Below are 26605 nucleotides of genomic sequence, written 5' to 3'. Positions count from 1 at the left end.
TCAAGGCTCAACTGCTCGCGCCATAGTTGGGGAGTGAGGCCTCTGGCTACGGCTAATACTAAATCCTCCTTGTCTACCCCGATTCAGCAGGGCAAACAACCGTTTGCCCCTACGGTTCGGCCTTTTGGGAATCGGGGTTATGTGACTCGGATTTGCTATGAGCTCTAGGCTATTTCCCGCAACAGATATCGCTAAATCGGGCAAACAGCCGTTTGCCCCTACGAAAGAACGGTTTGTTAATCGGGGATGTGTTGGGGTGAAAATGACCTTTAGTGGAGGCCTGGCTCGATCTGGCTAATGGGGACGAAACACTCGTTGGGCAGCAGCACGGGGCGATCGCCAAAAATCAGCTTGCCGCGGTGGGTCTTGGTGCTAATGGCAATGCCGATGGGGCGCTGTACGTCTTCGGGATGGACTTCGTAGTAGGTACGGTAAATTTGCCGGGCTGACTTTAGCAGAGCCGGGTTGAGCGCCGATGGAAAGATACCCGCATCTGGTAGCTGGGGGCTGGGCTGGACAGAAGGCGGAATAGAGGAAGGGGGTTGCTGTAGACCGTACACGGCTCACCTGTGCGCTTATAGACAAGACTTTAATTGATCTTGACCGGGGCAGCAAACTCTAGAAGGGCTTCTAGAAAGAACTTTACGCCAGGGCGCGCAGCAGGGCTTCGCCCATGGCTTTGCACCCCACCTGGGTCATGGTCTCCGACATGATATCGCCAGTTCGATAACCCTGATCGAGTACTTTTGTCACGGCTTGCTCAATATGGTCAGCGGCAACGGGCTGATCGAGGGCGTAGCGCAGCATCATGGCGGCGCTGAGCACCTGGGCCAGGGGGTTGGCCTTGTCTTGCCCGGCGATGTCGGGGGCCGACCCGTGGACGGGTTCGTAGACCCCAGGCCCGCTGGCCCCCAGGCTGGCAGAGGGCAGCATGCCAATGCTGCCGGTCAGCATTGCCGCCGCATCTGAGAGAATGTCGCCAAACAGGTTGCCGGTGACAATGGTGTCAAACTGCTTGGGCCAGCGGATCAGCTGCATGGCGGCATTGTCGACATACATATGAGTCAGGGTGACATCGGGATAGTCAGCGGAGAGGGCGGTGATGCGATCGCGCCACAGCTGCGACACCTCCAGTACGTTGGCCTTATCCACTGAGCACAGCTGCCCACGCCGTTTTTGGGCCGTTTCAAAGGCGACTTTGCCGATGCGATCGATCTCGCTGTCGGTGTAGGCCATGGTGTTGACCCCCCGCTTTTCCCCGGCTTCGCTCTCAAACACCCCCTTGGGGCTGCCAAAGTAGATGCCGCCGGTTAATTCTCGCACCACCATAATATCTACGCCCTCGACGACTTCTCGCTTAAGGGAAGAGGCATCGATCAGCTGCGGCAAAATGGTGGCTGGGCGCAGGTTGGCAAAGAGTTCTAGACCCGATCGCAGACCCAGCAGCCCCGTCTCAGGACGCTGGTGACGGGGCAATGCATCCCACTTGTAGCCGCCGATCGCCGCCAGCAGCACCGCATCGCTGGCCTTGCAGGTCTTCAGCGTCGCCTCCGGCAGCGGCTCCCCAGTGGCATCGATCGCCGCCCCGCCAATCAGCGCCTCCTCAAACTCAAAGGCCAGATCCATCTGGCTGCCCACGGTTTTAAGCACATCCACCGCCACCGCCATAATCTCAGGGCCAATGCCGTCACCGGGCAGCAGGGTAATGCGATAAGTCGAAGTCATAGCGTTGGAGAAATGTGATTTACCGTTGGGTGGGCACTGCCCACCAACCAGCCTGGGAAGCACACCGATTCAATATCATACCCCCAGGGGCCAACCCTACCCCGTCTGCTTTCTACCAACTGATTAATACCCAACCTGACCCACTTAACTCTAGCTTGTGGCCAATACCCTGTCTGGGCAAACAACCGTTTGCCCCTACGAGATTCCTGCTTTGATTTAATCTGCGGTCTCTCAAAAGAATCACCCACCTACTCACCCACTCCCCACCCCATGCTCCAATATCTCTACCTTCACGGCTTTGCCTCCAGCCCCAGCTCCGCCAAAGCCCAGGCCATGCAGGCCCGCTTCGCCGCCTTAGGATTAGATCTAGTTGTTCCTGATTTGAACCGGGACGACTTTGCCCACCTCACCCTCAGCCGCCAGATTCAGCAGGTCAGCGCCCTGATTTTGGCTCAGGATGAACCCACGGTGCTGATTGGCTCTAGTCTGGGGGGCCTCACCGCCGCCTGGGTCGCCCAGCAGGTCAGCATTACCGAACGCATTGAGAAACTGGTGCTGCTGGCCCCCGCCTTCCACTTTCTTAAGCAGTGGTTACCGCGCCTTGGATCAGAAGCACTTGAAGTCTGGCGCACTGAGGGCACCCTCTCGGTCTACCACTACACCGAGCAGCAGCAGATTCCCCTCCACTACAATTTCATCACCGATGCCCAGGGCTACAAAGACGAAGATCTGCGGGCTAACATCCCCACCCTAATTCTTCACGGCACCGAGGACGAGACTATCTCTATAGAAGCCAGCCGCGCCTACGCGGCTACCCGCCCCTGGGTGCGCCTGGTCGAACTGCCCAGCGATCACGCCCTGACGGAAGTAGAGGCCGACATCTGGCGGCACACGCAGGCGTTTTTAGGGCTTTGAAGAGGCGATCGCCATTTACTCATAATGAGTCCACATCCGCAGAATTTTTACGGTGTGTTCATCCTCAATCGCAGGCGTCAGTTGGAGTGGCCAGCCCTGCTTTAATTGATTCCCGCATGCCGGGCACAGAGAGTAAATAGAGCGTTTCTTGAATGCTGGCCCAGTCTTCTTCGGACAGCAGCACAGCATTGCTCTCGGCCCCAGCGATCACAATTGGCTGGTGAGACTGGGTCACTTGATCGATGAGGTGCTGTAAGTTGCTTTGCGCCTCTGTCAACAGCCACTGTGCCATCGGGTTTCTGCCTCACTGGATTTCTTCTAGTTTAGCGATCGCAGCCTGTTCGTAAACCCGGTTCCCGACCGTGCTGGCCTCCAGAGGCAACGGGTATGATAAGAATGGACTCCAGCCCGTTGAAACAAATGATCAGGCCCAATTCATGACCCAGGCTACGGCGCTGGGATCGCTTTAGATCAGCGAGTCAACCGCTACGGTAATATCGGGAAAAGCGAGCGGCGCTACTGACCCCTGACGCAGGCGCTGCTCAATCTGATAATCGCCCTCTATCGGTTGACGGTAGATGATGAGTTCTCTGTCCTTGAGGTTGGCTACCCAGTAATCTTGGATGCCCGCTGCGGCGTAGGCTAGGCGCTTTTCGTCAGTGTCTTTGGCTAGGGTTGTATTTGAAAATTCAATAATGAGGTACACATCCGCAGGTGCTGGGTGCCCCTGGCGATAAGATTTGCGCTTAACCAAAGCAATATCAGGTTCAGGCTCACTGCCCGTTGCGGCTATGGTCATAGGCTTGGCAACGCGGACTCGATACCGCCCTCGCGCTTGCGCTACGAACAGCTCATCGGCATCGGTTGAGAGGTCAGCGTGATCAGGGCCTTCCGGAGCCATTTCAACAACTAGCCCATTCAAAAGTTCTACCCGTCGGTTGACGAACAACCCAGCCTCAATCATGCGGTGATAGTCGTCCAGTGTCCAGCGAGTCAGGGTCACTGCCATGGCGGGCTACTCCAGAGCTAATGGCGTTGATGTCTAGTATGACAAGGTATAAAGCAAGGCTGGCTTCTTAATAACTAGCGCATTGCCTACTGACTGTCGGGGGGCCAGGCGGCATCGATGTTTCCCAGTATCGTGTCGAGGTCTTGACCATCGACGTAGTCGACAATGCCCGACCAAAACGCCCCGGTGCCAACGGCCCCAGGCATCAGGTCGGCTCCGTCAAAGCGGAGGATATCTGCCTCGCGTAGAATCTCGGCCTGCTTGCGGGTAAGGTCGTCGGGGTAAGCGTCGAGACTCACCTGCTGGTGGGGTGAGATATAGCTGCCCAGCCCAGCCCAGATGCTGTGGGGTTCGGGGGTGGCCAGGTAGGTCATTAAGGCGCGCACCGCTGGCGTATCGTTAAACACGCCAAAGAGAATGCCGCCCAATATCACCGCCTGGCCCTGGTCGGGGTCGATCGGCGGCAGGGGAAAGACGCTGATATTGACACCGGGCTCGATACTGTCTGGCAAAAATTCCACGATAAAGCTGGCCTGGTGGTGTAGGTAGCAGCCTGGTGAGTCGGCAAACAGAGGCAGGGGGGCTTCGCCAAAGGGGGTGCTGAGAATGCCGGTAGTGCCACCCAGCACTGCGTCGGGGTTGAGGGCGATCGCCCCAAAGCCCTCAAAGGCCGCCTTAACCTGGGGGTCTGAGAACGGAATCTCGTGGCTGACCCACTGGTCATACACCGCTGGCCCCGCCTGCCTGAGCAGGATGTCTTCGACCCAGTCAGTGCCGACCCAGCCCGTGGCCTGGCCGCTTTCCATGCCCATGCACCAGGGTTTGCTGCCGTCGGCGATTATGCGATCGCTCAACGCCTCCAGCTCGGCCCAGGTCTCTGGCACGGTGTAGCCCTTGGCCGCAAAGGCCTGGGGGTTGTACCACACCAGGCTTTTCACGTCGGCCCGCATCCATAGACCGTAGACATCGTCGTCTAGGCTGACCAGGTTTAGCAGGTACTCGTCGTAGGCAGCGGCCAGGGTGGGGCGATCGATAAAGTTAGTCAGGGGCACCATTTGCCCCTCGCGGGCAAAATCTAGCATCAGCCCCGGCTGGGGGAATAGGGCTATATCGGGCGGGTTACCCGAATCGACCCGCACGGGCACGAGGGTCGTAAAAGCGTCGCTGCCTTCGTAGATGACCTCAACCCCGGTGGCCTCGGTAAAGGGGGCCATGGCCTGCCGCAGTTTGGCCTCACCCACGCCGGTCAGAGTGCCCAAGATGGTGATGGTGTCACCGGGCTGCACTGCGGTGGTTTGGGGATCGTCAGGCTGGGATTTGCACCCAAAAACCAAAACACTCACGGTGAGAGACAAGCCAACAAGCGGGAAAAGTTTTGCCATAAAGGTAGGAGGCGGCTAAATGCCGAAGCTGGATAGGAGCGCGATCGCAGCGTAACTCTGAGCTACTTTTGTCTTTGCTCACCCTACGATGGCGCTGGCGCAATTCCCTAGGATCGCTAGGATTCGCAACGATCTACCCTGGCGATGCCGCTGGCCTGAGTTTTGGAGATAATTTTGGGCATAGATGCCGACCCTAGGCGGCGATCGCTGCTTCAGTATGGGGGTCAAACAGGTGCAGGGCGTCTATATTGACGGCCATTTCAACGGTGTTGCCCAGGGCCAGGGGCGATCGCCGGTCAACCCGGGCGGCAAAGGTCTGCCCATCGCCTAGGGTGAGGTAGACAATCACCTCGTTGCCAATGGGCTCGATATGGCTGATGGTGCCCTTGAGCGGGGTGGTAGTAATGCCGGGGGGCACGTAGCCAGCGTCGTGAATATCTTCAGGGCGAAGACCGCAGATGACCCGTTGGCCAATGTAGCGCCGGTACTGGGTCGGGGTGGTCGGCGGTAAGGGCAGGGTCAGCGCCTCAGAGTTAAGCCAGAGCTGATCGGCCAGTTCCACTAGCGCCCCGTCGAAGAAGTTCATCGCTGGGCTGCCCATAAACCCGGCTACAAACTTGTTTTTGGGTTTGCTGTAGATGGTCTGCGGGGTGTCGATCTGCTGCAAGACGCCGTGGTTCAAAATAGCGATGCGGGTGCCCATGGTCATCGCTTCGACCTGGTCATGGGTGACGTAGATAAATGTCGTCTCTAGCTCACGGTGCAGGCGGCTGATTTCGGTGCGGGCCTGCACCCGCAGCTGGGCATCTAGGTTTGACAGGGGTTCATCCATCAAAAACACCGCTGGTTCGCGGACGATCGCCCGACACACTGCCACCCGCTGTCGCTGCCCGCCCGACAGCTCCTTCGGCTTGCGCTGGAGCAGGTCTTCGATGCCCATCTGCTGCGCCGCCCGCTGCACTCGCTGCTGAATGTCGCCTTTGCCCAGGCCCTGTAGCCCGAGGCTAAAGGCCATGTTGTCGTACACGGTCATGTGGGGGTACAGCGCGTAGGACTGAAACACCATGGCAATGTCGCGATCGCGCGGCGACAGGTCATTTACCCGGCGATCGCCAATGTAGATATCCCCAGCGGTGACGGTGTCTAACCCCGCCAGCAGTCGCAGAGTCGTGGTCTTGCCGCAGCCCGAGGGGCCAACAAAGACCAGAAACTCGCGATCGCCAATCTCGATATCTAAATCACGCACGGCTACAAAATCGTCGTAGCGCTTGGTAACAGACTTGAAGGTGACCGAAGCCATGGGGGTTGCCGTGGGTAAGAAACAATGAGGGTAGGTTTGAGATTTGAGGCCGGAAAACTCAAACCTCAGCATTTCGCCTTCGGAGACGCTACGCGAACAACGCTTCTATCCTTTTACCGAGCCCGCCAGCAGCCCCCGCACAAAGTATCGCTGGAGGGCAAAAAACACCAGCAGCGGCACCGTCATGGTAATAAATGCCCCAGCGGTGAGCAGGTGCCAGTCTTGGCCCCGCGAGCCGACCAGATTCGTCAGGGTAATGGTCAGGGGCGCGACGGTGGGGGTGCCGCCTAAAAATACCAGGGCCACCAGCAGATCATTCCACACCCAGAGAAATTGAAAGACTGCAAAGGAGGCGATCGCAGGCATCGACAGCGGCACCACTACCCGCGTAAAAATTGCCCGGTGCGTAGCCCCATCCATAGCCGCCGCCTCGATTAAATCCTTCGGCAGCGCCCGGATGAAGTTGCACAACAGGTAAATGCCCAGGGGCAAACTGTAGCCGGTATGGGCCAGCCACACCCCGGCAAAGGTGCCCGTCAGGCCCAGGTCGCGGTAGGCCCGCAGCAGCGGAATAAACGTCATCTGCAAGGGCACCACCAGCAGCGCCACGATCGCCAAAAACAGCCCCTGGCGACCGGGAAACTCCATCCAGGCTAGGGCGTAGGCGGCAAAGGCGGCGATCGCGATCGGTATTGCCGTCGCCGGAATCGCAATGGTAAAGCTGTTCAGCAGTGCTTGCCCCATCCCTGCCGCCCCCAGCACCGCGCGGTAGTTCTCCAGACTGTACTGGGTGAACTCAAAGGGGTGCATAAATACCGTCCACCAGCCCGTGGAGAGCACGTCAGCCGGGGGGCGCATGGAGCTGATCAGCAGCCCCAGGCTGGGCAGAGTCCACAGGAGAGAGAGGGCGATCAGCGCCAGGTGGATAGGGGTGTGATTGAGCCAGAGAGTGAGGCGATGAAGCTTGGGCATGGGAACGTTGGGGAAATGGGCTAGCGGCTAGGCTCTTGGCTGCGGAATTCGCGAATGTTGACGACCATGACAGGGATGACGGCGAGCAGGAGAATCACCGCGATCGCGCTGCCTCGACCATAGTGGCGAAAGCTAAACATCTCCTTAAACATGCGGCTGGCGATCACCTCGGTGCCCTGGTTGCCTGCGGTCATCACGTAGACGATGTCGAAGACCTTGAGCACCAGCAGCACGGTGGTGGTCGAGACCACCAAAACGGTGGAGCGGATCATGGGCAGAATGATGCGCCAAAAAATCTGCACCTCGTTGGCCCCATCCATGCGCGCAGCTTCTAACATTTCCTGGGGAATGCCCTTCACCGCCGCTGAGAGCAGCACCATGCAAAATCCTGTTTGCAGCCAGATCATAATGGCGATCAGGGCAAAATTATTGAGCGATCGCTCCACCAGCCAGCCCACCGGCTCAAAGCCCAGGCTGGTGATCACCCCATTCAGCAAGCCAATCTGGGTCGTCCCCGCCGGGCGAAAGGCGTAGATAAACTTCCAGATCACGCTGGCCCCCACGAAAGAAATGGCCATGGGCAAGAAGATCAACGTCTTGGGCACCGCTTCGTAGCGCACCCGGTCAGCCAGCACGGCGATCAGCAGGCCCAGGCTGACGCTCACCCCGGTCACCCCCACCAGCCAGAGCAGGTTATTGCGAACGGCGACCCCCATGTCCTGGTCGTTCAACAGGCCCAGATAGTTGGCGAAGCCGACGAAGGTTTGGGAACGGGCATCTAGCAGGCTAATCCAAATGGTCACAATTGTTGGAATCACCAGGTACGCCCCCAGCGATAGCAGGGCCGGAGCCAAAAATACCCAGGGCAAAAGGCGATCTTTGAGCCATGCTGGGGCAAACCGCTCCAGCAGCTCATTTGCCCCGTAGAACAGCGCAATTGCCCCACCACTACCCACCACAATGGCTAGGGCCGCCGCCAACACCTTCAACAGTAAGCTGCTATCCATAGAGCCATTCTCTCCATCCCTGATCATATAGCGGAGGTTTGACCACTTCAGGTCATGGCGACCCGTTTCAAGAACTGCAACCTCCGTGCCACAATTAGCCCAATCCTCTACGTTATTAACAGGGCCACCCGGTGGAACCGCCTTCCCCCAGAGAGTTAAACAGCGAGCCAAACTCAGCCCAGCCCCAGGGTTCTCTGACCCCGAGGCAGTTACACAGCATCAAGGCCCAGCTCGATCTGGTGCTGCTGGCCCTAGAAGCCCTTACCGGCCTGGGGTCGGATGCCATGCTGGCGGCGGCAGATGCTCTAGGGGTATCGGATTTGTTGAGCGATCGCGTCAATCTGTGGCGCTTGCGCCAGGCTAGCCCCCTGCGCAAGGGCCAGGGCCGCAAAAAGCTCGATGTGGACGAAGCCCGCGCCCTGGTGCTGGTAAGTTGCCATTTAGCGGCCAGCCATCGCGATCCCATTCGTCAGGCTGTGGCGCGGCTTGAAAAGGCTCTGGCCCAGGGGCAAGCCCCCCACCGCGCCGCTCAACTGGGCGACTACCTCGACACCTTTAGCAACGCCTACCAAGACCGCATGGAAGGTGACCAAGCCGCTACCACCGACGAGCTCACTGCCCTAGGGCTGAAGCTGCTGGTTGATCTGCTGTTTTACAGTGGCAATGGCGGTCAGCGAAAACTTTGGGTAGCCCTGCTCGATCGCACCGAAAAGTAATCCTGACTCTGCCTGCGTTAGCTCACTCTACCCTGCCTAAGTTCATGGCTCAAACCGCCACCATCACCTCCTACGAATACGCGGCGGGCAGCTGTACTCTACGGCTGGTGGGCGAGCTATCGCCGCTGAGCCAGGTGACGGGCCGCCCGGTGTTGGGGCGATCGCGCTTTACGCTCCAGGTGCGGGGCGATGAGCAGTCTGCCGCTGCTAACCAAGCCGTGATGTTTGAGGCCAGCGGGCGCGAGCCACAGTTTTCGACCCTGGCTCATTTGGTGCAGGGCTATGTGCAGCACCATCTCGGTGCCGCTGCCCTGGGCAGTGGAGAGGCCATGACCCAGGGGTCTAGCGCCCTACAGCCGGTGGGGCTCACCCGCCATCGCCTGACCCTGGCTGCAGACAGCAGCTCACCCACCGTTGTAGAGCTGTCTACCCTACAGCTAGCCGACCTGGCCGATGCCCTAGAGCAAGCCGAAGGCTCACTCCAAATTGTGCCCGATGGGGCGTTGCCCAAGGCGGCTCGTTCTGCGCGCCCCAGGTTGCCGCTGTGGCTGGGGTCGGTGGCGGCGGTGGGTATTGCTGCCCTGCTGAGCAACCAGTTGCTTACTACCTCCCCTGGCCCAGTCGTATTGTCTCCCAGCGAATCGCAGACGCCCAGCAGCGCGGCTAATGGCGTGGCTAAAAATGGAGCTCCCGATGAGCGGCAGCTAAGCCTAGAAGAAGCGGCACCAGAGACCGGTGTAACGGCTGAATCAGCGGATTCTCTAGCCCCAGCAGCGCCCACCGCCGCTGGGGAAGCCTTGCCAGCACCGGTCACAACGGCACCGACTACCCTCAGCGACTCGGGTACGGCAGCAATGCCCCAGGGTTTGCCCCAAGCGCCTGTGGCAGCTCCTACTCCAGAGGTGCGATCGCCCCAGCCTGAACCCGCTCCCGCTTACCCGCCCCAGGCCGAAGCCCGCGCCGGAGCAAGGCTGACCCGCCCCGACTCAGACGCCCTAGTAGAACAGGCCGCCTCTCCTGCCGGTGGCCCCGCTGCGCCAGCGGCCTCCGCCAGCCCAGACACCTTCGACGCTAGCCCAGAGGTTGCCAGCGCCCCAGCTACGGCCCTAGATTGGATTGCGGCCCTCACTAGCACCCTTCAGCAGCAGTGGCGACCGCCTGCAAACCTCGCTGCTCCGTTGCGCTATCGTCTCACCCTCATGCCAGATGGCACGGTAGAGGCACTGGAGCCGCTCAACGATTTTTCGGCAAGTTATCAAACTACGCCTACCCTGCCCCAGCCCGGTGCCACGCTGCTGGGGGTGGACAGAGACGACGTCATTACTGTAGAAGTGCAGTTTTTACCTTCCGGAGAGGTGGTGGTTGTACCCCCAGGAGCGGCCAGTCCGTAGAGAAAGCGGGCTGGCTAAAAACAGGGTGCTGGTAAAGCTCAACGTCTAGGTGCAAAGTCGGGGCGCAAAGTCAGGGCGCAAAGTCGGGACAGGAAATCTGGGCATAAAAAATATCGTGACGGCGTGCCCCCAAGGGGTCTGCTTTTCACTCAAGATAGAGCTAGGGAATAAGGAGACAAAACCGTGGTAGCCCCCGCAATTTCGCCCCAGACTGACTCACTCAAGTACGAGGCCAAGACCCTCGCGATCGCAAACGCCCTGCTCGGGGCCACCCGCGAGAAAAAAAATCTCTTTGCCCAAATGCGCGACCAAATGCGCTGGGACGACAAAATTATGGACTTTGCCATGGGTAACCCAGGGCTGAAGGTGCAGCTGTTTCGCTTCATCGACGCTCTGCCCGCCCTGCGCAGCAAGCCCGAGATCGCCCGCCACCTGCAAGAGTATCTGTCTGCCGAAGAGGTAGAACTGCCTAACGCGCTGAAGGGCTTGCTGAACTTCACTAACCCCGATTCTGTCCCTGGCCAGCTGGCCGCCACCACCGTCGCCCCAGCGGTGGAAACCCTCGCCTACCGCTACATTTCGGGCGAAACCATCGAGAAATCGATCAAGGCGATCGAGCGGATGCGGAAGGACAAACTCACCTTCACCATGGACTTGCTGGGTGAAGCGGTGATCACCGAGGCAGAGGCCCAGGCCTACCTCCAGCGGTACATGGATTTGATGGAGCAGCTTTCCACGGCGGCAAAGACCTGGAAAACCGTGGATGCGATCGACCTGGCCGACGGCAAGGAACTGTCTAAAGTCCAGGTTTCCGTCAAACTCACCGCCTTCTACTCCCAGTTTGACCCGCTGGATGCGGAGGGCAGCCGCGCCAAAGTCAGCGAGCACATTCGTACCCTGCTGCGCCGCGCCCAAGAACTCGGCGTCGCCGTCCACTTTGATATGGAGCAGTACCGCTACAAGGCGCTCACCCTGGCCATTCTCAAAGACATTCTCATGGAGGCCGAGTTCCGCCAGCGCGACAACATCGGCGTTACCCTGCAAGCCTACCTGCGCGACAGCTACAACGACCTGAAGGATCTGGTGCTGTGGGCAAAGAACCGAGGCACCCCCGTCACCGTGCGCCTGGTGAAAGGGGCCTACTGGGATCAGGAGACTATTACCGCCCGGCAAAACGGCTGGCCCACCCCGGTCTACAGCCAGAAAGTGTCTACTGACGCCAACTACGAGCGCATGACCCGGCTGCTGCTGGAGAACCATCAGTATTTGTATGCGGCGATCGGTAGCCACAACGTCAGGTCGCAGGCCCACGCCATGGCGATCGCCGAAGAGCTGGCCATTCCCCGCCGCCACATCGAGCTACAGGTGCTCTACGGCATGGCCGATAAGCTCGCCAAAACCCTGGCCGACAAGGGCTACCGCGTGCGGGTTTACTCCCCCTTTGGCGAACTGATTCCGGGGATGTCGTACCTGATTCGCCGCCTGCTGGAGAACACCGCCAACAGCTCCTTCCTGCGCCAAAACCAAGAAGATGTGGCCGTAGAAACCCTGCTGGCGGCACCCGAGTTCGCGGCAGAAGATGTGGCGGGGGCTGAGGCTGAATACCACGCTGTGCCCTACCCCAACGCCCCTGACCTCGACTTCGCGATCGCCACCAAACGCGCCCAGGCCACCGAAGCCCTCAAGACCGTCCACGCCCAGCTCGGCCAGCGCTACAACCCGATCATCAACGGCGAAGCGGTCGATACGGAGGCCACAGCCGACTCGGTGAACCCCTCGAAGCCAGCGGAACTGGTGGGCAAGCTGGGATTGGCGAGTCAAGAACAGGCCGATGCGGCGATCGCCGCCGCCAAAGCCGCCTTCCCGGCCTGGGCCGCCACCCCGGCCAAAGAGCGGGGAGCCATCCTCCGTCGCGCCGCTGAAATTATGGAAGCGCGCCGCCACGAGCTCAACGCCTGGATGGTCTACGAAGTCGGTAAACCCCTGGGCCAGGCCGACCCTGAGGTCTCTGAGGCGATCGACTTCTGCCGCTACTACGCCGACGAAATGGAGCGGCTCGACGGGGGCTACGCCTACGACTATCCGGGCGAGACCAACCGCTATCGGTACTTCCCCCGGGGCATTGCGGTGGTAATTTCGCCGTGGAATTTTCCCCTTGCGATCGCCACGGGCATGACCGTCGCCGCCCTGGTGACCGGCAACTGCACCATCCTCAAACCCGCCGAAAATTCCGCCGTGATCGCCGCCAAGATCGCCGAAATTTTGATCGAAGCAGGTATGCCCCCCGGCGTGTTTCAGTACCTGCCAGCCCGAGGCTCCACGGTGGGTGCGCACCTGGTCAACCACCCCGATGTGCACATGATTGCCTTCACCGGCTCCCGCGAGGTGGGCTGCCGCATCTACGCCGACGCTGCCCAGTGGCGACCGGGCCAGCGCCACCTCAAGCGCGTAATCGCTGAAATGGGCGGCAAAAACGCCATCATCATCGACGAAAGCGCGGATTTGGATCAGGCTGTCCAAGGTGTCGTCTACTCCGCCTTTGGCTACAGCGGCCAGAAGTGCTCGGCCTGCTCGCGGGCGATCGTCGTCGCCTCGGTGTACGACACCTTTGTCCATCGCCTGGTGGAAGCCACCCGCTCCCTCAACGTGGGCGAAGCGGTGAAACCCAGCACCAAGGTCGGCCCCGTGATCGACGCCAACGCCCAGGCCAAAATCAAGGAGTACATCGAGAAGGGCAAGGCCGAAGCCACCCTGGCCCTAGAGATGCCCACCCCCGCCGACGGCTACTTCGTTGGCCCCACAGTGTTTACCGACGTGAAGCCCGATGCCGCGATCGCCCAGGAAGAAATCTTTGGCCCGGTGCTCGCCGTCATCAAAGCCAAGGATTTTGACGATGCCCTGCGCATTGCCAACGACACCGACTACGGGCTAACCGGCGGCCTCTACTCCCGCACGCCCTCCCACATTGAGCGAGTGCAGACCGAGTTTGCCGTGGGCAATATCTACATCAATCGGGGGATTACGGGGGCGATCGTTTCCCGCCAGCCCTTCGGCGGTTTCAAAATGTCGGGGGTGGGTTCTAAAGCCGGTGGCCCCGACTACCTGCTGCAATTTCTAGAACCCCGCCACGTCAGCGAAAACGTCCAGCGCCAGGGCTTCGCGCCGATTGAGGGGGTGGATTAGTACACTACGATAAGATACTCGGCTTCTTTAAGAAACCGAGTATCTTCCCTAGGCTTGAGAATTTCTACAAACGAATTTTTTCAAGCCCTTGGGCTATTCGACAGACTGAAGTACACTACTCACAAATATTGGGTATTTAGAGAGTCATTGGTGCTGGAAGTTTGACCTCTAATCGCTATTTATAAATTGATGTCATGATCATTAGTCTTCCAGTTCATGAACTCCTATGAAACAAAAAGTTTTTGTAAGTTATCACAAAGACAATAATCTAGCTGTCAAGAAGTTGCATGATGATTTGCAAAAGAGAGGTATAGCAACCTGGCTTGACACCAAAGATGTCAAGCCAGGACAGCCGAAGCGAGAGTCGCTATTCAAAGGAATAATCAGCTCTGATTTTTTCATTGCCTGCTTATCACCTAGTTTTTTGCAGGATGCATTATGCCGGACTCAAATCTACTTGGCTCGGGCATACAATCTTAAAATTCTTCCAGTTCTGATTGATAATTTTTCTTCTGATAGCAGCCCGCTTAAGGATATCGTCGATGCTGGGCATAAATTTCAATATGCTATTAGAGGGATTGAAGATCTTTATATTCTAGATTTTAGTGGCTCTTATCCAGTTTGGGGTAGAGGATCTTATGAGAAGAACTTCGAAGAGCTGGCAGATGTAATACAACCAGTTAAAAAGCCATCTCCGCTAAACTCTGAGCCAGTATATATTAGCTATTACTTGAGGACAGACAGAGAGTTCTCTCAGAGGTTAGCAAGAGATTTAGAACTTGCAAGGGCTTCTACCTGGCTCGATTTGCTTAATTTTAAAGTCGGAGATAACTGGCGTGAGGCAATGTATTCTGGATTGAGACAAGCAAAGCATTTTATTGTATGTCTTTCCCCTGGTTCTGCTACCAGTGAAAATATTAAACATGAGGTTTTGCTAGCTAAGATCCGAGAGCTACCAATCTATCCGGTAGTCTCAGAGAAAATATTTGAAGACAAGGAACAGATGACCTTGCTAGAAAAAGCTCTTGACGAATCTGATGAAATGAGATTTCTCAATGATTATCAGTGGTTTTTACCTGATCCAGATTACAGATCAATTCTAGAGAATCTCAAGCAATCCTTAGGGTTAGGAGATACCCAGAATTCGCCAAAGAACGGCATCTTTCTTTCATACCGTCGTGCTGATACGCAGGCTGTTACAGGGCGAATTAGAGAAAAGTTAGTTGAACATTTTGGCGCTGAAACTGTCTTCATGGATGTAGATAGTATTCCACCAGGAGAAGACTTTTCCAAATACTATAAAGACTGGCTTACGAATAGAGCTGCTGTAGTCCTCATTATGATTGGTGAAGAATGGAGTAGCCTTAAGAGTGATCCAGAGTCAGATGCCTTGCCTCGTCTATTTCAGGAAAATGATCATGTTCGAATAGAGGCTGAGACGGCGCTCAGCATGACTGATTTGCGAGTCATTCCAGTATTGGTCGGGAACGCGAAGTCTCCTAAAGCGAAGGACTTGCCAGAAAGCTTACATCCGCTCACTCGATTAAATGTGTCTAGAGTGCGCTACGACCCCGACTTTACTAATGATATAAAAAGCTTAATTGCCTCTATAGAAAGTCTCCCGATGGCATGAAGCTCTCAAAGGTAGAAAAGCTGAGGTCATTGGCGATCGCGCTCTAAGAGTCATATTCACCAATCAAGAGGTCATAAATTACGGCGTTACATCGCTGTTAGACAAGCCAATCTCCGTCCCTTTTGTTCACTGGGGCTGGCACCACAATGTAGCCTTCGCTGACATCGCCCAGCACCCAGTTTTGCTCCAGGCCCCACACCCACCAGTGGGCTGCTGCATAGGCGCAGGTGAGGGCGTCGAGCTGGTCTTCCACTGCTTTCATCGCCGCTCCAGTGGTGGGGATTTCGGGTAAATCAGCTTCCTGTAATACCAGCGCTGGGTCTAGTTTGGGCAGCACATCGAGCTGGTACTGGCGCAGTTTTTGCAGCTCGGGCCAACGCCGGGCCAGGGTGCCCTTTTTGTACTTGAGAATCTTGCTGAGGCCAAACAAATGCACCGTCGCCGGGTGAGGGAAGACCTCTAGCTGAAACCGTCCCTGGGGTTGGGGTTCACCGTGGGGCTGGTGCTGAAAGCCCAGCGCCTCTAGGGCCAGGCCAAAGGCGATCAGCTTTTCGGCAAAGGGGCGGCCCCGGTTGGCGGGGTAGCAGCCCGCGTCGTAGCGGCCAAAATACTTGTGGGCTAGGCGATCGGGCAGGCGCATCCCCGTTTCGTTGGGTATCAGCGTCGGCGCATCGACAGCAACCACAGCGTTGGTGGCACCTTCTGTCCAGTGAGCAATCCAGGCGAGAATGTCGGCGGTGCTCTGAAGGCGATCTAGCGCTAACAGCTCCAGCGATTTTCCCGACATATGCAGGCAGCAGAGCCCGGTGGGGCCGCTCTGCCAGCCCAGGTCAACACCGAGGAAGCGGTGGTAAGTGCGATCGCTCATTCTCCCAATTCCACATACTCCCGCTGCTCTCCCCGACGGTACAGCCGTCGGTTGACCCTGGGGTAGTCGCAAATATCAAACTCCAGCCGCATACCCCCGACCAAGTAAACTAGATCGTCTTCAAAGGGGTTGCTCAGGCTGTGGGCCAACCCTCCCGTGACAAAGCCCATAAAGTCGCCGGGGCCAACCTCCACAGTCTCATCGCCAATCTCCGCCAGCCCCCGCCCAGAGAGGATGTAGATAAACTCTTCTTCAGCGTGGTGAACGTGGTACTGGGTCGAGTCGTAGCCTGACTCGACCCGTACCAGGTGAATGCCGAGGTGCTCAAAGCCAACGGCATCTCCCAGCGACCTACCGTGGCGGATTGCCTTAGGATTGAGGGGATGGACGAAGGTAGATTCGGGCAGGGCGGCGATGGTCGCGGCGGTCAGAAGCGGGTGAGGATGGGCCATAGAGCGTTTTGGTAGTAGCGTGGTGGGTGGGTATTGCCCACCCGACGGCAGCAGGCAGGATTTTTAGACAGGGGTTAGGGGAAAGCACAGCATGAAGTCTACACTGGCACAACTCACCGCTCGGTTTGACCAGGCGCTGGTCGCCGCCTTTGGCCCAGACCTAGCGGGCACTGACCCCATGCTGGTACCCACCAGCAACCCCAAGTTTGGCGACTACCAGGCCAACCTGGCCATGTCTCTGGCCAAGCCGCTGAAGCAAAAGCCTCGCGATATCGCCACCCAGATCGTCGAAAAGCTCGACCTCAGCGACCTCTGCGAACCGCCCGAAATTGCTGGCCCCGGCTTTATCAACCTGCGCTTTAGGACCGAGTACTTAGAAGATCAGCTGCGGGCCATGCAGACCGACCCGCGCCTGGGGGTAGAGCCGGTGAAGACTCCCCAAACGGTAATCGTCGATTTCTCTAGCCCCAACATTGCCAAAGAGATGCACGTGGGGCATCTGCGATCGACCATCATCGGTGACTCCATCGCTCGGGTGCAAGAGTTTATGGGCCACGATGTGCTGCGGCTCAACCACGTGGGCGACTGGGGCACCCAGTTTGGTATGTTGATTACCCATTTAAAGGAAGCCTGCCCCGAGGCGCTAGAGGCGGGTTCTACCGTCGATATTGGCGACCTGGTGACCTTCTACAAACAGGCCAAAAAACGCTTCGACGAAGATGACGACTTCAAGACCCGCTCTCGCGAGGCCGTGGTGGGGCTACAAGCTGGGGATGAGACTTCCACCAAAGCCTGGCAGACCCTCTGCGATCAGTCGCGCCAAGAGTTCCAAAAGCTCTACGATCGCCTCGATATCACCATCCAAGAGCGGGGCGAATCCTTTTACAACCCCCTGCTGGCGGACGTAGTGACGGATTTGGAAACCCTGGGGCTATTGGTCGAAGACCAGGGGGCTAAGGTAGTCTTTGCCGACGGCTTCACCAACAAAGACGGCGACCCCCTGCCGCTGATCATTCAAAAAACCGACGGCGGCTACAACTACGCCACTACAGATCTGGCCGCCATTCGCTACCGCACCCAGCAGGATGGAGCGGAGCGGGTGCTCTACGTGGTCGATGCGGGCCAGGGCAACCACTTTGCCCTGGTGTTTCAGGTGGCGGCCAAGGCCGGGTGGATTCCCCAGGGTGTCGAGCTGACCCACGTGCCCTTTGGTGTGGTGCAGGGCGAAGACGGCAAAAAGTTTAAAACTCGCGCTGGCGACACGGTAAAGCTCAAGGATCTGCTGGATGAGGCGGTCAGTCGCGCCCGCACCGACCTGGAGACCCGCATTCACACCGAAGAGCGGCAGGAAACGGAGGAATTTATCCAAGACGTGGCCGAAGCCGTGGGCCTGGGCGCGGTCAAGTATGCCGACCTGAGCCAAAACCGCACCAGCAACTACATCTTCAGCTTTGACAAAATGCTGGCGCTTCAGGGCAACACCGCCCCCTACATGCTCTACGCCTACGTGCGGGTGCAGGGCATCGCCCGCAAAGGCGGAATTGATCTGGACAGCCTGCCTGCCGAGGCCCGCATTCACCTAGAAGATGACAGCGAGTTTGCCCTGGCCCGCCACCTGCTCCAGCTCGACGAGGTGCTGGGAGACGTAGCCCAAGATCTCTATCCCAACCGCCTCTGCCAATACCTGTTTGAGCTGAGCCAAAAGTTTAACCAGTTCTACGATCGCTGCTCTGTGCTCCAGGCCGACGAGCCCCAGCGCACCTCGCGCCTGCTGCTGTGCGACCTGACCGCCAAAACCCTCAAGCTGGGCCTTTCGCTGCTGGGCATTCGAGTGCTAGAGCGGATGTAATCGAGCGGATCTCGCTTTAGACTCACTGGAGCTAGGCCCCACTGACAGCGGTAAATCGGGTTCAAAACGTCAGCTGTTGGCTGACGATAGCTGGGTTGCTGGCAGCAGCATCTGGCTCCTAAATTGATCTGGTTCGGTAGTCTGCACCACTGCGGCAAGCCAGTACCTCTGGTGCAATCTTGTTATGACAACTGCACTGTACCCGCCTAAAACAGCCCCGTTTACCGACCTACCGCCACCCCTAGGCGAAGTAGTGGCCGAGTATTGCATTGCGCCGGGGGCGGCGATCGCCTACACCGTCACCGCTGGCCAATATATCCAAATCATTGATGTCGAAGGCTCCCAGTGCTCCGACTTCCTGGCCTTTGGTGGTGAGAGCTACAGCGACCCCCTCGATGCCACGGTGACTCGCACCCTGACTGGCGTCGCCGTGCCCCAGGCGGGGCTACCCAGCAAACTTTTCTCCCAGTCAATGCAGCCGCTGACGGAGGTGGTGCAAGACACCTGTGGTCGCCACGACAGCTTTTTGCTCGCCTGCACCGCCCGCTACTACGAAGACGCGGGCTACCCCGGCCACCCCAGCTGTAGCGACAACTTTAATCGGGTGCTGGCCGCCTACGGCATTGCCCCCCGTCCCGGCTGGCCTGCGCTCAACTTTTTCTACAACACCAGCGTTGACGGCCAGGGGGCGATCGCCTTCGCAGAGCCCCTCTCTCGCCCCGGCGACTACGTGCTGCTGCTGGCTCACCAAGATTTGCTCTGCGCCAGCTCCTCCTGCCCCGACGACATTGACCCGGCCAACGGCTGGCACCCCACGCCGATCTATGTGCGCATCTATGCAGCGGGTCAGCGCTTGGCGCGGGCGATGGGGCGGCGGGTGGCGGCAGATTTACCCCTGCGGATGACCCAGGACAGCGGTTTTACCTCTAGCATTCGCCAGCTGACCGACGACCTGGCAGAATACAACGGCTTTTGGGTGCCTCAAACCTTTGCCCACCAGGGCGATCGGGCCGAGTACTGGGCGCTGCGCCAGCGGGCCGCGCTGATGGATCTCTCGGCTCTACGCAAATTTGAGATTCACGGCACCCATGCCTTTGCCCTGTTGCAGTACGCTTTCTCGCGCAATTTGGAGAAGATTGCAACCGGGCAGGGGGCCTACGGCTGTCTGCTCAACCCCCACGGCGGCATTGTCGATGACGGCATTGTCTTTTGTTTTGGCCCTACCCACTACCGCTACGTGGGCAACTGCGACACCGACGCCGCCTGGCTCAGACAGATCGCCCAGGAAAAAGGGTGGTCAGTGGTAGTCGAGACCGTGGATCTCCACAACCTCGCTCTCCAAGGCCCCCGCTCCCGCGATCTTCTCAAAACCCTAGTGCCAGAGGTTCAGTCCCTCGGCTACTTTCAGTTTGTAGAATCTCTGATTGAGGCAATCCCAGTGTGGATATCTCGCACGGGCTATACCGGGGAACTGGGCTACGAGCTGTTTGTAGAGCCCCAGCACGGCGCGGCCCTGTGGGGCATTCTCATGGAGGCGGGACAGCCGTTGGGGATGCTGCCTTTGGGCATGAAGGCGCTCGATCGCGCTCGCATTGAGGCGGGCTTGCTGGCGATGGGCCACGAGTTTGACGATTTAATCTCGCCCTACCAGGCGGGCATTGGCTGGGCCGTAGCGATGAAAAAGCCCGATTTTATTGGCAAAGCGGCGCTCGAAGCCCTTCGCCTGCACCCCCCTCGGGTGGCGGTGGGGCTAGTGCTAGAGGGGCCAGAGGTCGCCGCCCACGGGCAGCCGGTCTTTGCCGCTAGAGAACGCTGGCGGGTAGGGCAGATCACCAGCGCCACATTTTCGCCCATGCTCAACGCCAGCATTGCCATGGCCCAGATCGTTCCAGCCTACGCAGAGCCCGGAACCGAGGTGGACGTGGGCATGCTGGATGGTTTGAAGCGACGGGTAAGGGCCACCGTCGGAACCCTGGCGGCCTTTGACCCTACCAAAAGCCGGGTGCGAGCATGAGCGATTTCACGATTTCACAGCCCTGGGATATGGTGGGGGCCGATGGCTTGGTGGCGGCGAGAGCGTTGTTTGGCGCGGCGGTGGATCATTTGGCCCCGTTTCAGTCGTTGGAGACAGCGCTGGAGGGGGAGGCTTGCTCGGTGCTGCGGCTGTGCGATCGCAACTTTCGCATCACCTACCCCGGCCCGCTCGATCAGGTTATTGCCCCCCTCAACCTACAGCTCTGGGTCGCCCAGCTAGCCTGGATGGCGGCGGTGACCTTGCCCAGCGATCGCTTGTCTGTCTTAGCTGCCCAGGCCACCGTTCGGGCACCCCATCGACTCCATCCCCTACCCCTGCACCGGGCGGTGCCGGTGCAAGTGGGGCAGATTTCTGTGGTGATGTGGCACCATCCGATCGTGGGTCAGCCAATGTTAGAACTCCACCTGGCTCGCCCACAAATTCAAAACTTGTGGGCCGTTATTCGACCCTTCAGCAGTAGTTCAGTATCGCTGACTACAGCCCATCCTTAAATTGCATTGCACACTCTTGACATAACAAGTTGACCTTATCTGCCAAGATCGGTTAGCGGTCAATTCTGGCTCAGCCTGGGTGGTTTGTAGCTGCCTCTGGCTACTCTATGTCTCGTTTTTTAGCACAACTTAGGCATCTTATTGGAATTGGCTTGATAGGCAATATCAAGCATGCCTTAGCTAAGGCGGGCTTGATTCTGATGCCTAGTTTGTGACTCCCTCGTATATCGTTCTAGACAGCTAGGAGTAGCGTCGTATGTCTCCTGAATCACAAGAGTTTTTAGCAGCTTTTGTAACCGAGTCCTATTACTATTGGGCCTCTGTGTTTATGCTGCTTATCCACGTGGGTTTTTTGGCCTATGAAGGCGGCGCAGCTCGCTCCAAAAACGTGCTAGCCACCATGGTCAAAAACCTCATGACCCTCTCACTGGTGGGGCTGACTTTTTTCTATTTTGGTTGGTGGGTGTACAATGCTTTCCCGCTGTTTCCCTTACAGGGTGGCGTAGTCGGGCCTTGGACAGACTCAGCCTCTGAAGGAGTGGTGGGCGATGTGTTGGCCTTAGTGCAGGCCTCGTATCCTTGGTCTCCCGCTCTGGGGCCAAACATTGCCGACAACTTGACTGGCGTGTTCTGGTTTGCCTTTGCGCTATTTTCAATGACGACTGCGTCCATTCTCTCGGGTGCGGTGATTGAGCGCATCAAGGTCGGTGCTTACTCCATTTTGGCGATTGTGCTAGGTTCTTTTACCTGGGTAGTAGCCGCCGCCTGGGGCTGGAACCCCTACGGCTGGCTGTTTACGCAGTTGGGCTACCACGACTTTGGCTGTGCTGGCTTGCTCCATGCGGTGGCGGGGTTCTTTGCTCTAGGGGTGCTGATCAACCTCGGCCCCCGGATTGGTAAGTTTGACGCCCAGGGTAATCCCCGGGTGATCATGCCCCACAACTTGCCCCTCACCATGGTGGGGCTGATGCTAATTTTTGTTGGCTTTTATGCCTTTTTGGCCGCCTGCGTTATTTTTGTACCTGGTCAAACCGTAGCAACCTCCATCTACGGCAACCCGATGACCCTCTCATCGGTTGGAGTCAATACAACGCTGGCGCTGTCGGCGGGTTTGGTCGGCGCTTACATGGGCTCTAAGGCAGACCCGTTCTACACCATTTCTGGCGGTCTGGCGGGTATTATTTCCGTCGGCGGGGCAATGGATCTCTACAGTCCTGCAATCGTCATTCTGCTGGCGTTTATTGGGGCCTACACCATGCCATTTGTGGGCAACGCGGTCGAAAAAGCTGGCATTGATGATGCCGTGGGTGCCTTTGCTGTACACGGCTACTGTGGGGTGCTGGGTGCGCTCTTTGTAGGCATTTTCGCCGCCGGTTATCCGCAGCCTGAAGGCATTCCTGTAATTAACTTCGGTGCTCAGTTTGTGGGAGTCGCTATTTGTGCCCTGTTGCTCGGCTTTTTGCCTGGCTATGGGGTGAGCCTAGTGCTTAAGAAGATGGGCCTGCTACGGGTTTCTGAAGACGTGGAAATTGCTGGCCTTGACCTGGCTGACTTCGGTATTGAAGGCTATCCAGAATACTCGATTTTGTCCCAGCAAAACGGTCATAGCAATTTGCCGGTCATGCCCATGACGGAGGTAGCACCGAAGTCTTAAAAGTATCCCAGCTAAAAATATCTATCTCAATGACGCGAACTTGATCCGCTAGGCCGATCGCGGCGAGACCCCAGATAAGTATTTAGTTGGAATCATCTCAGCAGGTTGAGTCTTTGGTGTTGACCATTTTAAGGAGCAAGGAATTATGTCAAGCCCATTTTCCACCTTTGAAGATTTTCAAGGGGCCATTGATGGCCCTACGGGTGGGGCGATTTATACATTTGCCGGTAGCCCTGCCATTAACACTGTTGCGTTGCTGATTGGCATTGGTGTTTTCTTCTGGTTTTTGGCGAGAACTTTTACCATCCATTACGAAGTGCCTGCGATCGATCATTCGCTCAATCACCTGAGTGCTTTTATTGTGGCCGGGCTGGTTTCTTTGGCTGGGGCAGAGTATCGACAGACAACTCAACCCCATCAACCAGCTGAAGTACAAACTTCGTCACTAAATCATCGCCAGCAGGCTTTACCTATCGTAGGGTTGCTAGGGATGATCGGGTTGCCCGCAGGCCAACGGGCTCGCCGCAAGCGAATCTATCGGGCCAATCTATCAAAGCGATAGATTTTAGTAGTGATCGGAGTTGATTATTAGTAGAAGCGTCCCGACAGGAGATAATCCTGCCGGGATTTTCTTTGTTTGTGCCAGCTTCAAGGAGGAAAATGTAGCGGATTGGACTGCCCATCTTTTACCTTTCCCCTGGGCGCTAGCATTGTTCTCCTCACGTCCCCATTGAAGCGGGCTTAAATGCCTTTTTCTGGGGGGCTAGGGTGGCTGTAACACCGCATCCGAATTCCATACCCCCGATTTCCAACCGGCCAACCTGGAGGGGCAAACAGCGGGTCGCCCTGCTGAATTGGGGGTAGGCGAGCAGGATTTGGTATGAGCCTTTAAGTTTTGAATCGTTATTGGGGTGAGCTGGGGCGATCGCCCTAAGATCATAAGTAGATCTACTTAAGGCATCTGCTTCGGTCTGTGTATAGGAGGGTGCGATGCTTCGACCTCTTGCTGCCGCTAAACCCGTTGCTCTAGAAGACCTCTGGAAGTCTTCGCCCGCTGCGACTGCGACCTTTGACCCAGCCACACTCGACCGGTTGCCTAGCTTGGCGCGTCGCTACCTGAGCTGGGCGATCGCCCCCAGCACTCCCCTGGTATCAGCAGTACGCTTAAAGATGCACGGCACCATCAAGCTGGGCGACCAGTGGCATCGATTCACGGGCGAAGAAGTGATCCACTGGCAGCGGGGCATGATCTGGCGGGCCACCACCTGGATGCAGGGGCTGCCGATCTTTGGGGCCGATCGCCTGGTAGATGGCCAGGGCGACATGCGCTGGAGACTGCTGGGGCTGCTGCCGGTGATGCAGGCCAGTGGGGCCGATGTGGCGCGATCGGGGGTGGGGCGCATTCAGGGCGAGGCGGTGTGGTTGCCCTCGGTGCTCTGCCATCCTGAGATCGGTTGGACAGAGTTGAATGACTCTCAGGTGCGGGCAGACTTTACCACCTTCGGCGAACCCGCCCACCTGACGCTGACCCTAGATGTTCAGGGGGCAATTCGGCAGGCGATCATCCAGCGGTGGGGCAACCCCGAGGGGGGCGATTATCACTACGACACCTTTGGCATCATCGCTGAAGCCAGCGGCACCTTTGACGGCTACACCATTCCCACCCAACTTCGGGCGGGGTGGTTTTTGGGTACAGATCGTTTTGAGACCGAGGGTGAATTTTTCCGCTGCACCATTGATCGAGCCTGCTATCGCTGATCGCAATGTTCTCTACTTAGACAGAGGCAGCCCCATGGATAACTCCGGCCTCCTCAAAGACCTCGTTCACTATGGCACCCTGGCCGCCTCTAGCCACAACACCCAGTGCTGGCGGTTTCAGGTAGATGAGCAGAGCATTGCTATCCTCCCTGACCTATCCCGCCGCTGCCCGGTTGTTGATCCCGACGATCACCACCTCTACGTTTCCCTAGGCTGTGCTGCCGAGAATATCCTACAGGCGGCCCAGGGCCATGGACTGGCCGGGCAGATAAGCTTTGATACCACTGGGGAAGGCACGGTACACCTAACCTTTGCCCCCTGTGAGCCAGAGGCCGCTCCGCTGTTTGAGGCTATTCCCTACCGCCAGTGCAGCCGCACGGAGTACGACGGCCAGCCCCTGCCCCCAGGGGAGTTAGCTCTGCTGGCGGCGGCGGGAACGGGGGATGGGGTGCGGGTGGTGATGCTGACGAGTCCGGCTGAGTTGGCCATAGTGGAGGAGTTTGTGGTGCAGGGCAACACCGCTCAGCTCAAAAATCCTGCTTTTGTGCAAGAGCTGATGTCGTGGATTCGCTTTAACCAAGCGGAGGCAGAACGCAAAGGCGATGGGCTCTACAGTGCGGCGTCGGGGAATCCGTCGCTGCCGCGCTGGCTGGGGCGTCTGATCTTGCCGCTGGTGCTGCGGCCCAACCCAGAGAATGAGAAGTGTGTCCGGCAGCTGCGGAGTTCGGCAGGGGTGGCGGTGTTTGTGTCTGAGCCCAGCGACCAGGCCCACTGGGTGGAGGTAGGCCGCTGCTACGAGCGCTTTGCCCTACAAGCGACGGCCTTGGGCATTCGTAGTGCGTTTTTTAACCAGCCGGTGGAAGCAGCGGCGCTGCGGCCCGCCTTTGCCCAGGCGCTGGGGTTGGGGGCTGCTCGGCCTGACCTGGTGGTGCGCTTTGGTCGGGGGCCAGCGATGCCCAAGTCGCTCCGGCGACCCGTTGAAGCGGTGCTGGTATAGCCCTAGCAATGATGGCCGAGGTTGATGATTGGGGTCACTTTAAGCAGCATGGCCGTTCGTTGTGGTAGAAAAAATAGACTGTCTTCTCTCTGAGCGCTTTGCTGACTGTAACTCGTCTGCTGCCTCCCAATGCCGATGCCCCCGTAGTGGCGACCCTGTCGCTAACGGCGGGCGATCGCGCCAAGTCGCGCCATCGGTTTACCGCTGACGAGGGCACCCCGGTCTACCTAAACCTGCCCAGGGGTACGGTGCTGCGCGGCGGCGATCTACTCGGTAGCGATGCCGACGATTGGATTCGCGTGATCGCCAAGCCAGAACCTGTGGTGGTCGTCACCGCCCAATCTGGCTTTGAGCTGCTGCGGGCCACCTACCACCTCGGCAATCGCCATGTGGCCCTAGAGCTGGCTCCAGAGAGCCTTAAGCTAGAGCCAGACCCCGTACTGGAGGGCATGTTGGCCCAGCTTGGGGGCCTCACCCTGTCACCGGCAACCCTACCCTTTGAGCCTGAAACCGGTGCCTACCGGTCTAGCGGCCATCCCTACAGCCACGGCCATGACCACAACTAACGCCCAAGCCCTGCTGTGCCTACTCCAGCTCACCAGCCCCGCTCTGCCGGTGGGTGCCTACAGCTATTCTGAAGGGCTAGAAACCCTGGTCGAGCAGCGGGTGATTGTCACCCCTGAGGCTATGGTGGCCTGGCTAGAGCAAGAGCTAGCCCATGGCATGGTTGCTATCGACACCGCCGCCATTGGGTTAGTCCAGCGGCGGGCTATCTCCCTAGATCAACCTGGCACAGGTGAGGTGATCGAGGCGATCGCAGCGCTCAACCACCAGCTCTCGGCCTTGCGCGACAGTGAAGAGACCCGCCAGCAAAGCTGGGATATGGGGCGATCGCTAGTGCGCATGGCCACCCACCTGCAACCCGATCTCAAACCCTGGTTTAACGCTGTGGGCAGCCCCTGCAACTTTGCGGTGGCCTTTGCCCTGGTTGCGACCCACTGGAAGATCGACCCGGAATCCGCAGTGCTGGGCTATCTACACAGCTGGGCTGCCAACCTGATCACCAGTGCCGTCAAGCTGGTGCCCCTGGGGCAGACGGTGGGTCAAGAGATGCTGCTGGGGCTATACCCAGTATTGGAGCAAACTGGCGATCGCTGCCTTGCTGTCAACGGGTTAGAAGACCTCTGCCTCAGCAGCTGGGGTACATCGCTGGCCACCATGCAGCACGAGGCGCTATACACGCGGCTGTTTCGCAGCTAGCCCTGGGA

Annotated in this window: 24 protein-coding genes; 14 read left to right on the top strand and 10 right to left on the bottom strand. The window is 58.2% G+C overall.

The features are described from left to right. Positions 1 to 269: 269 nt before the first annotated feature. Positions 270 to 560, bottom strand: coding sequence for a hypothetical protein (locus AC0QKW_RS16870; RefSeq protein WP_473152252.1), 291 nt, complete (start codon positions 558 to 560; stop codon positions 270 to 272). 82 nt (positions 561 to 642) lie between these two features. Continuing rightward, positions 643 to 1725: a 3-isopropylmalate dehydrogenase gene (gene leuB / locus AC0QKW_RS16865; protein WP_473152251.1), complete on the bottom strand. Its 1083-nt coding sequence runs from the start codon at positions 1723 to 1725 to the stop codon at positions 643 to 645. A 270-nt stretch (positions 1726 to 1995) separates the two neighbouring features. Here leuB and AC0QKW_RS16860 point away from each other — a divergent pair, with 270 nt between their 5' ends. After that, a complete protein-coding gene (locus AC0QKW_RS16860) occupies positions 1996 to 2640 on the top strand; it encodes a YqiA/YcfP family alpha/beta fold hydrolase (RefSeq protein ID WP_473152250.1) in 645 nt (214 codons plus the stop codon). A 64-nt stretch (positions 2641 to 2704) separates the two neighbouring features. On the opposite strand, the gene AC0QKW_RS16855 is transcribed toward AC0QKW_RS16860, so the two are convergent. The 6 genes from AC0QKW_RS16855 to AC0QKW_RS16830 all read right to left on the bottom strand — a co-directional run bounded on the left by AC0QKW_RS16855 (position 2705) and on the right by AC0QKW_RS16830 (position 8310). Next, positions 2705 to 2932 (bottom strand): type II toxin-antitoxin system Phd/YefM family antitoxin, encoded by a 228-nt coding sequence (locus AC0QKW_RS16855; RefSeq protein ID WP_473152249.1) that lies wholly within the window; start codon positions 2930 to 2932, stop codon positions 2705 to 2707. 174 nt (positions 2933 to 3106) lie between these two features. Further along, a complete protein-coding gene (locus AC0QKW_RS16850) occupies positions 3107 to 3649 on the bottom strand; it encodes a Uma2 family endonuclease (RefSeq protein ID WP_473152248.1) in 543 nt (180 codons plus the stop codon). 86 nt (positions 3650 to 3735) lie between these two features. After that, entirely contained in the window at positions 3736 to 4992 is a 1257-nt protein-coding gene (locus AC0QKW_RS16845) for an ABC transporter substrate-binding protein (protein ID WP_473152247.1), read from the bottom strand. A gap of 232 nt (positions 4993 to 5224) precedes the next feature. Next, complete coding sequence (locus AC0QKW_RS16840) at positions 5225 to 6331, bottom strand: ABC transporter ATP-binding protein (protein WP_473152246.1); 1107 nt, start codon at positions 6329 to 6331, stop codon at positions 5225 to 5227. Positions 6332 to 6436: 105 nt separating this feature from the next. Continuing rightward, positions 6437 to 7303: a carbohydrate ABC transporter permease gene (locus tag AC0QKW_RS16835; RefSeq protein ID WP_473152245.1), complete on the bottom strand. Its 867-nt coding sequence runs from the start codon at positions 7301 to 7303 to the stop codon at positions 6437 to 6439. 20 nt (positions 7304 to 7323) lie between these two features. Then, positions 7324 to 8310 (bottom strand): carbohydrate ABC transporter permease, encoded by a 987-nt coding sequence (locus AC0QKW_RS16830; RefSeq protein WP_473152244.1) that lies wholly within the window; start codon positions 8308 to 8310, stop codon positions 7324 to 7326. Between the two features lie 131 nt (positions 8311 to 8441). Here AC0QKW_RS16830 and AC0QKW_RS16825 point away from each other — a divergent pair, with 131 nt between their 5' ends. The 4 genes from AC0QKW_RS16825 to AC0QKW_RS16810 all read left to right on the top strand — a co-directional run bounded on the left by AC0QKW_RS16825 (position 8442) and on the right by AC0QKW_RS16810 (position 15233). Beyond that, the gene (locus tag AC0QKW_RS16825; protein WP_473152243.1) at positions 8442 to 9026 is read left to right on the top strand and encodes a DUF3038 domain-containing protein; all 585 of its coding nucleotides are present in this window, start codon (positions 8442 to 8444) and stop codon (positions 9024 to 9026) included. A 44-nt stretch (positions 9027 to 9070) separates the two neighbouring features. Continuing rightward, positions 9071 to 10417, top strand: coding sequence for a DUF4335 domain-containing protein (locus AC0QKW_RS16820; protein WP_473152242.1), 1347 nt, complete (start codon positions 9071 to 9073; stop codon positions 10415 to 10417). A 183-nt stretch (positions 10418 to 10600) separates the two neighbouring features. Next, positions 10601 to 13600: an L-glutamate gamma-semialdehyde dehydrogenase gene (gene pruA / locus AC0QKW_RS16815; RefSeq protein WP_473152241.1), complete on the top strand. Its 3000-nt coding sequence runs from the start codon at positions 10601 to 10603 to the stop codon at positions 13598 to 13600. 226 nt (positions 13601 to 13826) lie between these two features. After that, on the top strand, positions 13827 to 15233 hold the full coding sequence (locus AC0QKW_RS16810) for a toll/interleukin-1 receptor domain-containing protein (RefSeq protein ID WP_473152240.1): 1407 nt from the start codon (positions 13827 to 13829) through the stop codon (positions 15231 to 15233). A gap of 97 nt (positions 15234 to 15330) precedes the next feature. On the opposite strand, the gene AC0QKW_RS16805 is transcribed toward AC0QKW_RS16810, so the two are convergent. Further along, positions 15331 to 16101: a DUF429 domain-containing protein gene (locus tag AC0QKW_RS16805; RefSeq protein WP_473152239.1), complete on the bottom strand. Its 771-nt coding sequence runs from the start codon at positions 16099 to 16101 to the stop codon at positions 15331 to 15333. Next, entirely contained in the window at positions 16098 to 16553 is a 456-nt protein-coding gene (locus AC0QKW_RS16800; protein WP_473152238.1) for a cupin domain-containing protein, read from the bottom strand. Before AC0QKW_RS16800 ends, AC0QKW_RS16805 begins: the two co-directional genes overlap by 4 nt. Positions 16554 to 16644: 91 nt before the next feature. Between AC0QKW_RS16800 and argS the strand changes: the two genes are divergently transcribed. The 9 genes from argS (at position 16645) to AC0QKW_RS16755 (ending at position 26597) form a co-directional block, all read left to right on the top strand. After that, a complete protein-coding gene (gene argS, locus AC0QKW_RS16795; protein ID WP_473152237.1) occupies positions 16645 to 18402 on the top strand; it encodes an arginine--tRNA ligase in 1758 nt (585 codons plus the stop codon). A 184-nt stretch (positions 18403 to 18586) separates the two neighbouring features. Beyond that, positions 18587 to 20416, top strand: coding sequence for a DUF1989 domain-containing protein (locus AC0QKW_RS16790; protein ID WP_473152236.1), 1830 nt, complete (start codon positions 18587 to 18589; stop codon positions 20414 to 20416). Beyond that, positions 20413 to 20928, top strand: a complete 516-nt coding sequence (locus AC0QKW_RS16785; protein WP_473152235.1) for a hypothetical protein — start codon at positions 20413 to 20415, stop codon at positions 20926 to 20928. Before AC0QKW_RS16790 ends, AC0QKW_RS16785 begins: the two co-directional genes overlap by 4 nt. A 256-nt stretch (positions 20929 to 21184) precedes the next feature. Then, entirely contained in the window at positions 21185 to 22582 is a 1398-nt protein-coding gene (locus AC0QKW_RS16780) for an ammonium transporter (protein ID WP_473152234.1), read from the top strand. 145 nt (positions 22583 to 22727) lie between these two features. Then, on the top strand, positions 22728 to 23144 hold the full coding sequence (locus AC0QKW_RS16775; RefSeq protein WP_473152233.1) for a hypothetical protein: 417 nt from the start codon (positions 22728 to 22730) through the stop codon (positions 23142 to 23144). 428 nt (positions 23145 to 23572) lie between these two features. Further along, positions 23573 to 24340, top strand: a complete 768-nt coding sequence (locus AC0QKW_RS16770) for a DUF6920 family protein (RefSeq protein WP_473152232.1) — start codon at positions 23573 to 23575, stop codon at positions 24338 to 24340. Between the two features lie 34 nt (positions 24341 to 24374). Continuing rightward, positions 24375 to 25337 (top strand): Acg family FMN-binding oxidoreductase, encoded by a 963-nt coding sequence (locus AC0QKW_RS16765; RefSeq protein WP_473152231.1) that lies wholly within the window; start codon positions 24375 to 24377, stop codon positions 25335 to 25337. A gap of 98 nt (positions 25338 to 25435) precedes the next feature. Continuing rightward, complete coding sequence (gene ureE, locus AC0QKW_RS16760; protein WP_473152230.1) at positions 25436 to 25903, top strand: urease accessory protein UreE; 468 nt, start codon at positions 25436 to 25438, stop codon at positions 25901 to 25903. After that, complete coding sequence (locus AC0QKW_RS16755; RefSeq protein ID WP_473152229.1) at positions 25890 to 26597, top strand: urease accessory protein UreF; 708 nt, start codon at positions 25890 to 25892, stop codon at positions 26595 to 26597. The genes ureE and AC0QKW_RS16755 overlap by 14 nt, the downstream gene beginning before the upstream one ends. The last annotated feature ends 8 nt before the right edge of the window (positions 26598 to 26605 follow it).

The organism is Pseudanabaena sp. PCC 9330 (assembly GCF_055795045.1).
This window is presented reverse-complemented; position numbering and strand designations above follow the sequence as displayed.

Bases quoted from the DNA above. Each gene is read 5' to 3' on its own strand.
- AC0QKW_RS16820 (WP_473152242.1), top strand. From the start codon at position 9,071: ATGGCTCAAACCGCCACCATCACCTCCTACGAATACGCGGCGGGCAGC.
- AC0QKW_RS16850 (WP_473152248.1), bottom strand. From the start codon at position 3,649: ATGGCAGTGACCCTGACTCGCTGGACACTGGACGACTATCACCGCATG.
- AC0QKW_RS16785 (WP_473152235.1), top strand. From the start codon at position 20,413: ATGAGCGATTTCACGATTTCACAGCCCTGGGATATGGTGGGGGCCGAT.
- AC0QKW_RS16860 (WP_473152250.1), top strand. From the start codon at position 1,996: ATGCTCCAATATCTCTACCTTCACGGCTTTGCCTCCAGCCCCAGCTCC.
- AC0QKW_RS16830 (WP_473152244.1), bottom strand. From the start codon at position 8,310: ATGGATAGCAGCTTACTGTTGAAGGTGTTGGCGGCGGCCCTAGCCATT.
- AC0QKW_RS16775 (WP_473152233.1), top strand. From the start codon at position 22,728: ATGTCAAGCCCATTTTCCACCTTTGAAGATTTTCAAGGGGCCATTGAT.
- AC0QKW_RS16835 (WP_473152245.1), bottom strand. From the start codon at position 7,303: ATGCCCAAGCTTCATCGCCTCACTCTCTGGCTCAATCACACCCCTATC.
- leuB (WP_473152251.1), bottom strand. From the start codon at position 1,725: ATGACTTCGACTTATCGCATTACCCTGCTGCCCGGTGACGGCATTGGC.
- AC0QKW_RS16765 (WP_473152231.1), top strand. From the start codon at position 24,375: ATGGATAACTCCGGCCTCCTCAAAGACCTCGTTCACTATGGCACCCTG.
- AC0QKW_RS16770 (WP_473152232.1), top strand. From the start codon at position 23,573: ATGCTTCGACCTCTTGCTGCCGCTAAACCCGTTGCTCTAGAAGACCTC.
- AC0QKW_RS16790 (WP_473152236.1), top strand. From the start codon at position 18,587: ATGACAACTGCACTGTACCCGCCTAAAACAGCCCCGTTTACCGACCTA.
- AC0QKW_RS16800 (WP_473152238.1), bottom strand. From the start codon at position 16,553: ATGGCCCATCCTCACCCGCTTCTGACCGCCGCGACCATCGCCGCCCTG.
- AC0QKW_RS16805 (WP_473152239.1), bottom strand. From the start codon at position 16,101: ATGAGCGATCGCACTTACCACCGCTTCCTCGGTGTTGACCTGGGCTGG.
- AC0QKW_RS16780 (WP_473152234.1), top strand. From the start codon at position 21,185: ATGTCTCCTGAATCACAAGAGTTTTTAGCAGCTTTTGTAACCGAGTCC.
- AC0QKW_RS16810 (WP_473152240.1), top strand. From the start codon at position 13,827: ATGAAACAAAAAGTTTTTGTAAGTTATCACAAAGACAATAATCTAGCT.
- AC0QKW_RS16855 (WP_473152249.1), bottom strand. From the start codon at position 2,932: ATGGCACAGTGGCTGTTGACAGAGGCGCAAAGCAACTTACAGCACCTC.
- AC0QKW_RS16755 (WP_473152229.1), top strand. From the start codon at position 25,890: ATGACCACAACTAACGCCCAAGCCCTGCTGTGCCTACTCCAGCTCACC.
- argS (WP_473152237.1), top strand. From the start codon at position 16,645: ATGAAGTCTACACTGGCACAACTCACCGCTCGGTTTGACCAGGCGCTG.
- AC0QKW_RS16840 (WP_473152246.1), bottom strand. From the start codon at position 6,331: ATGGCTTCGGTCACCTTCAAGTCTGTTACCAAGCGCTACGACGATTTT.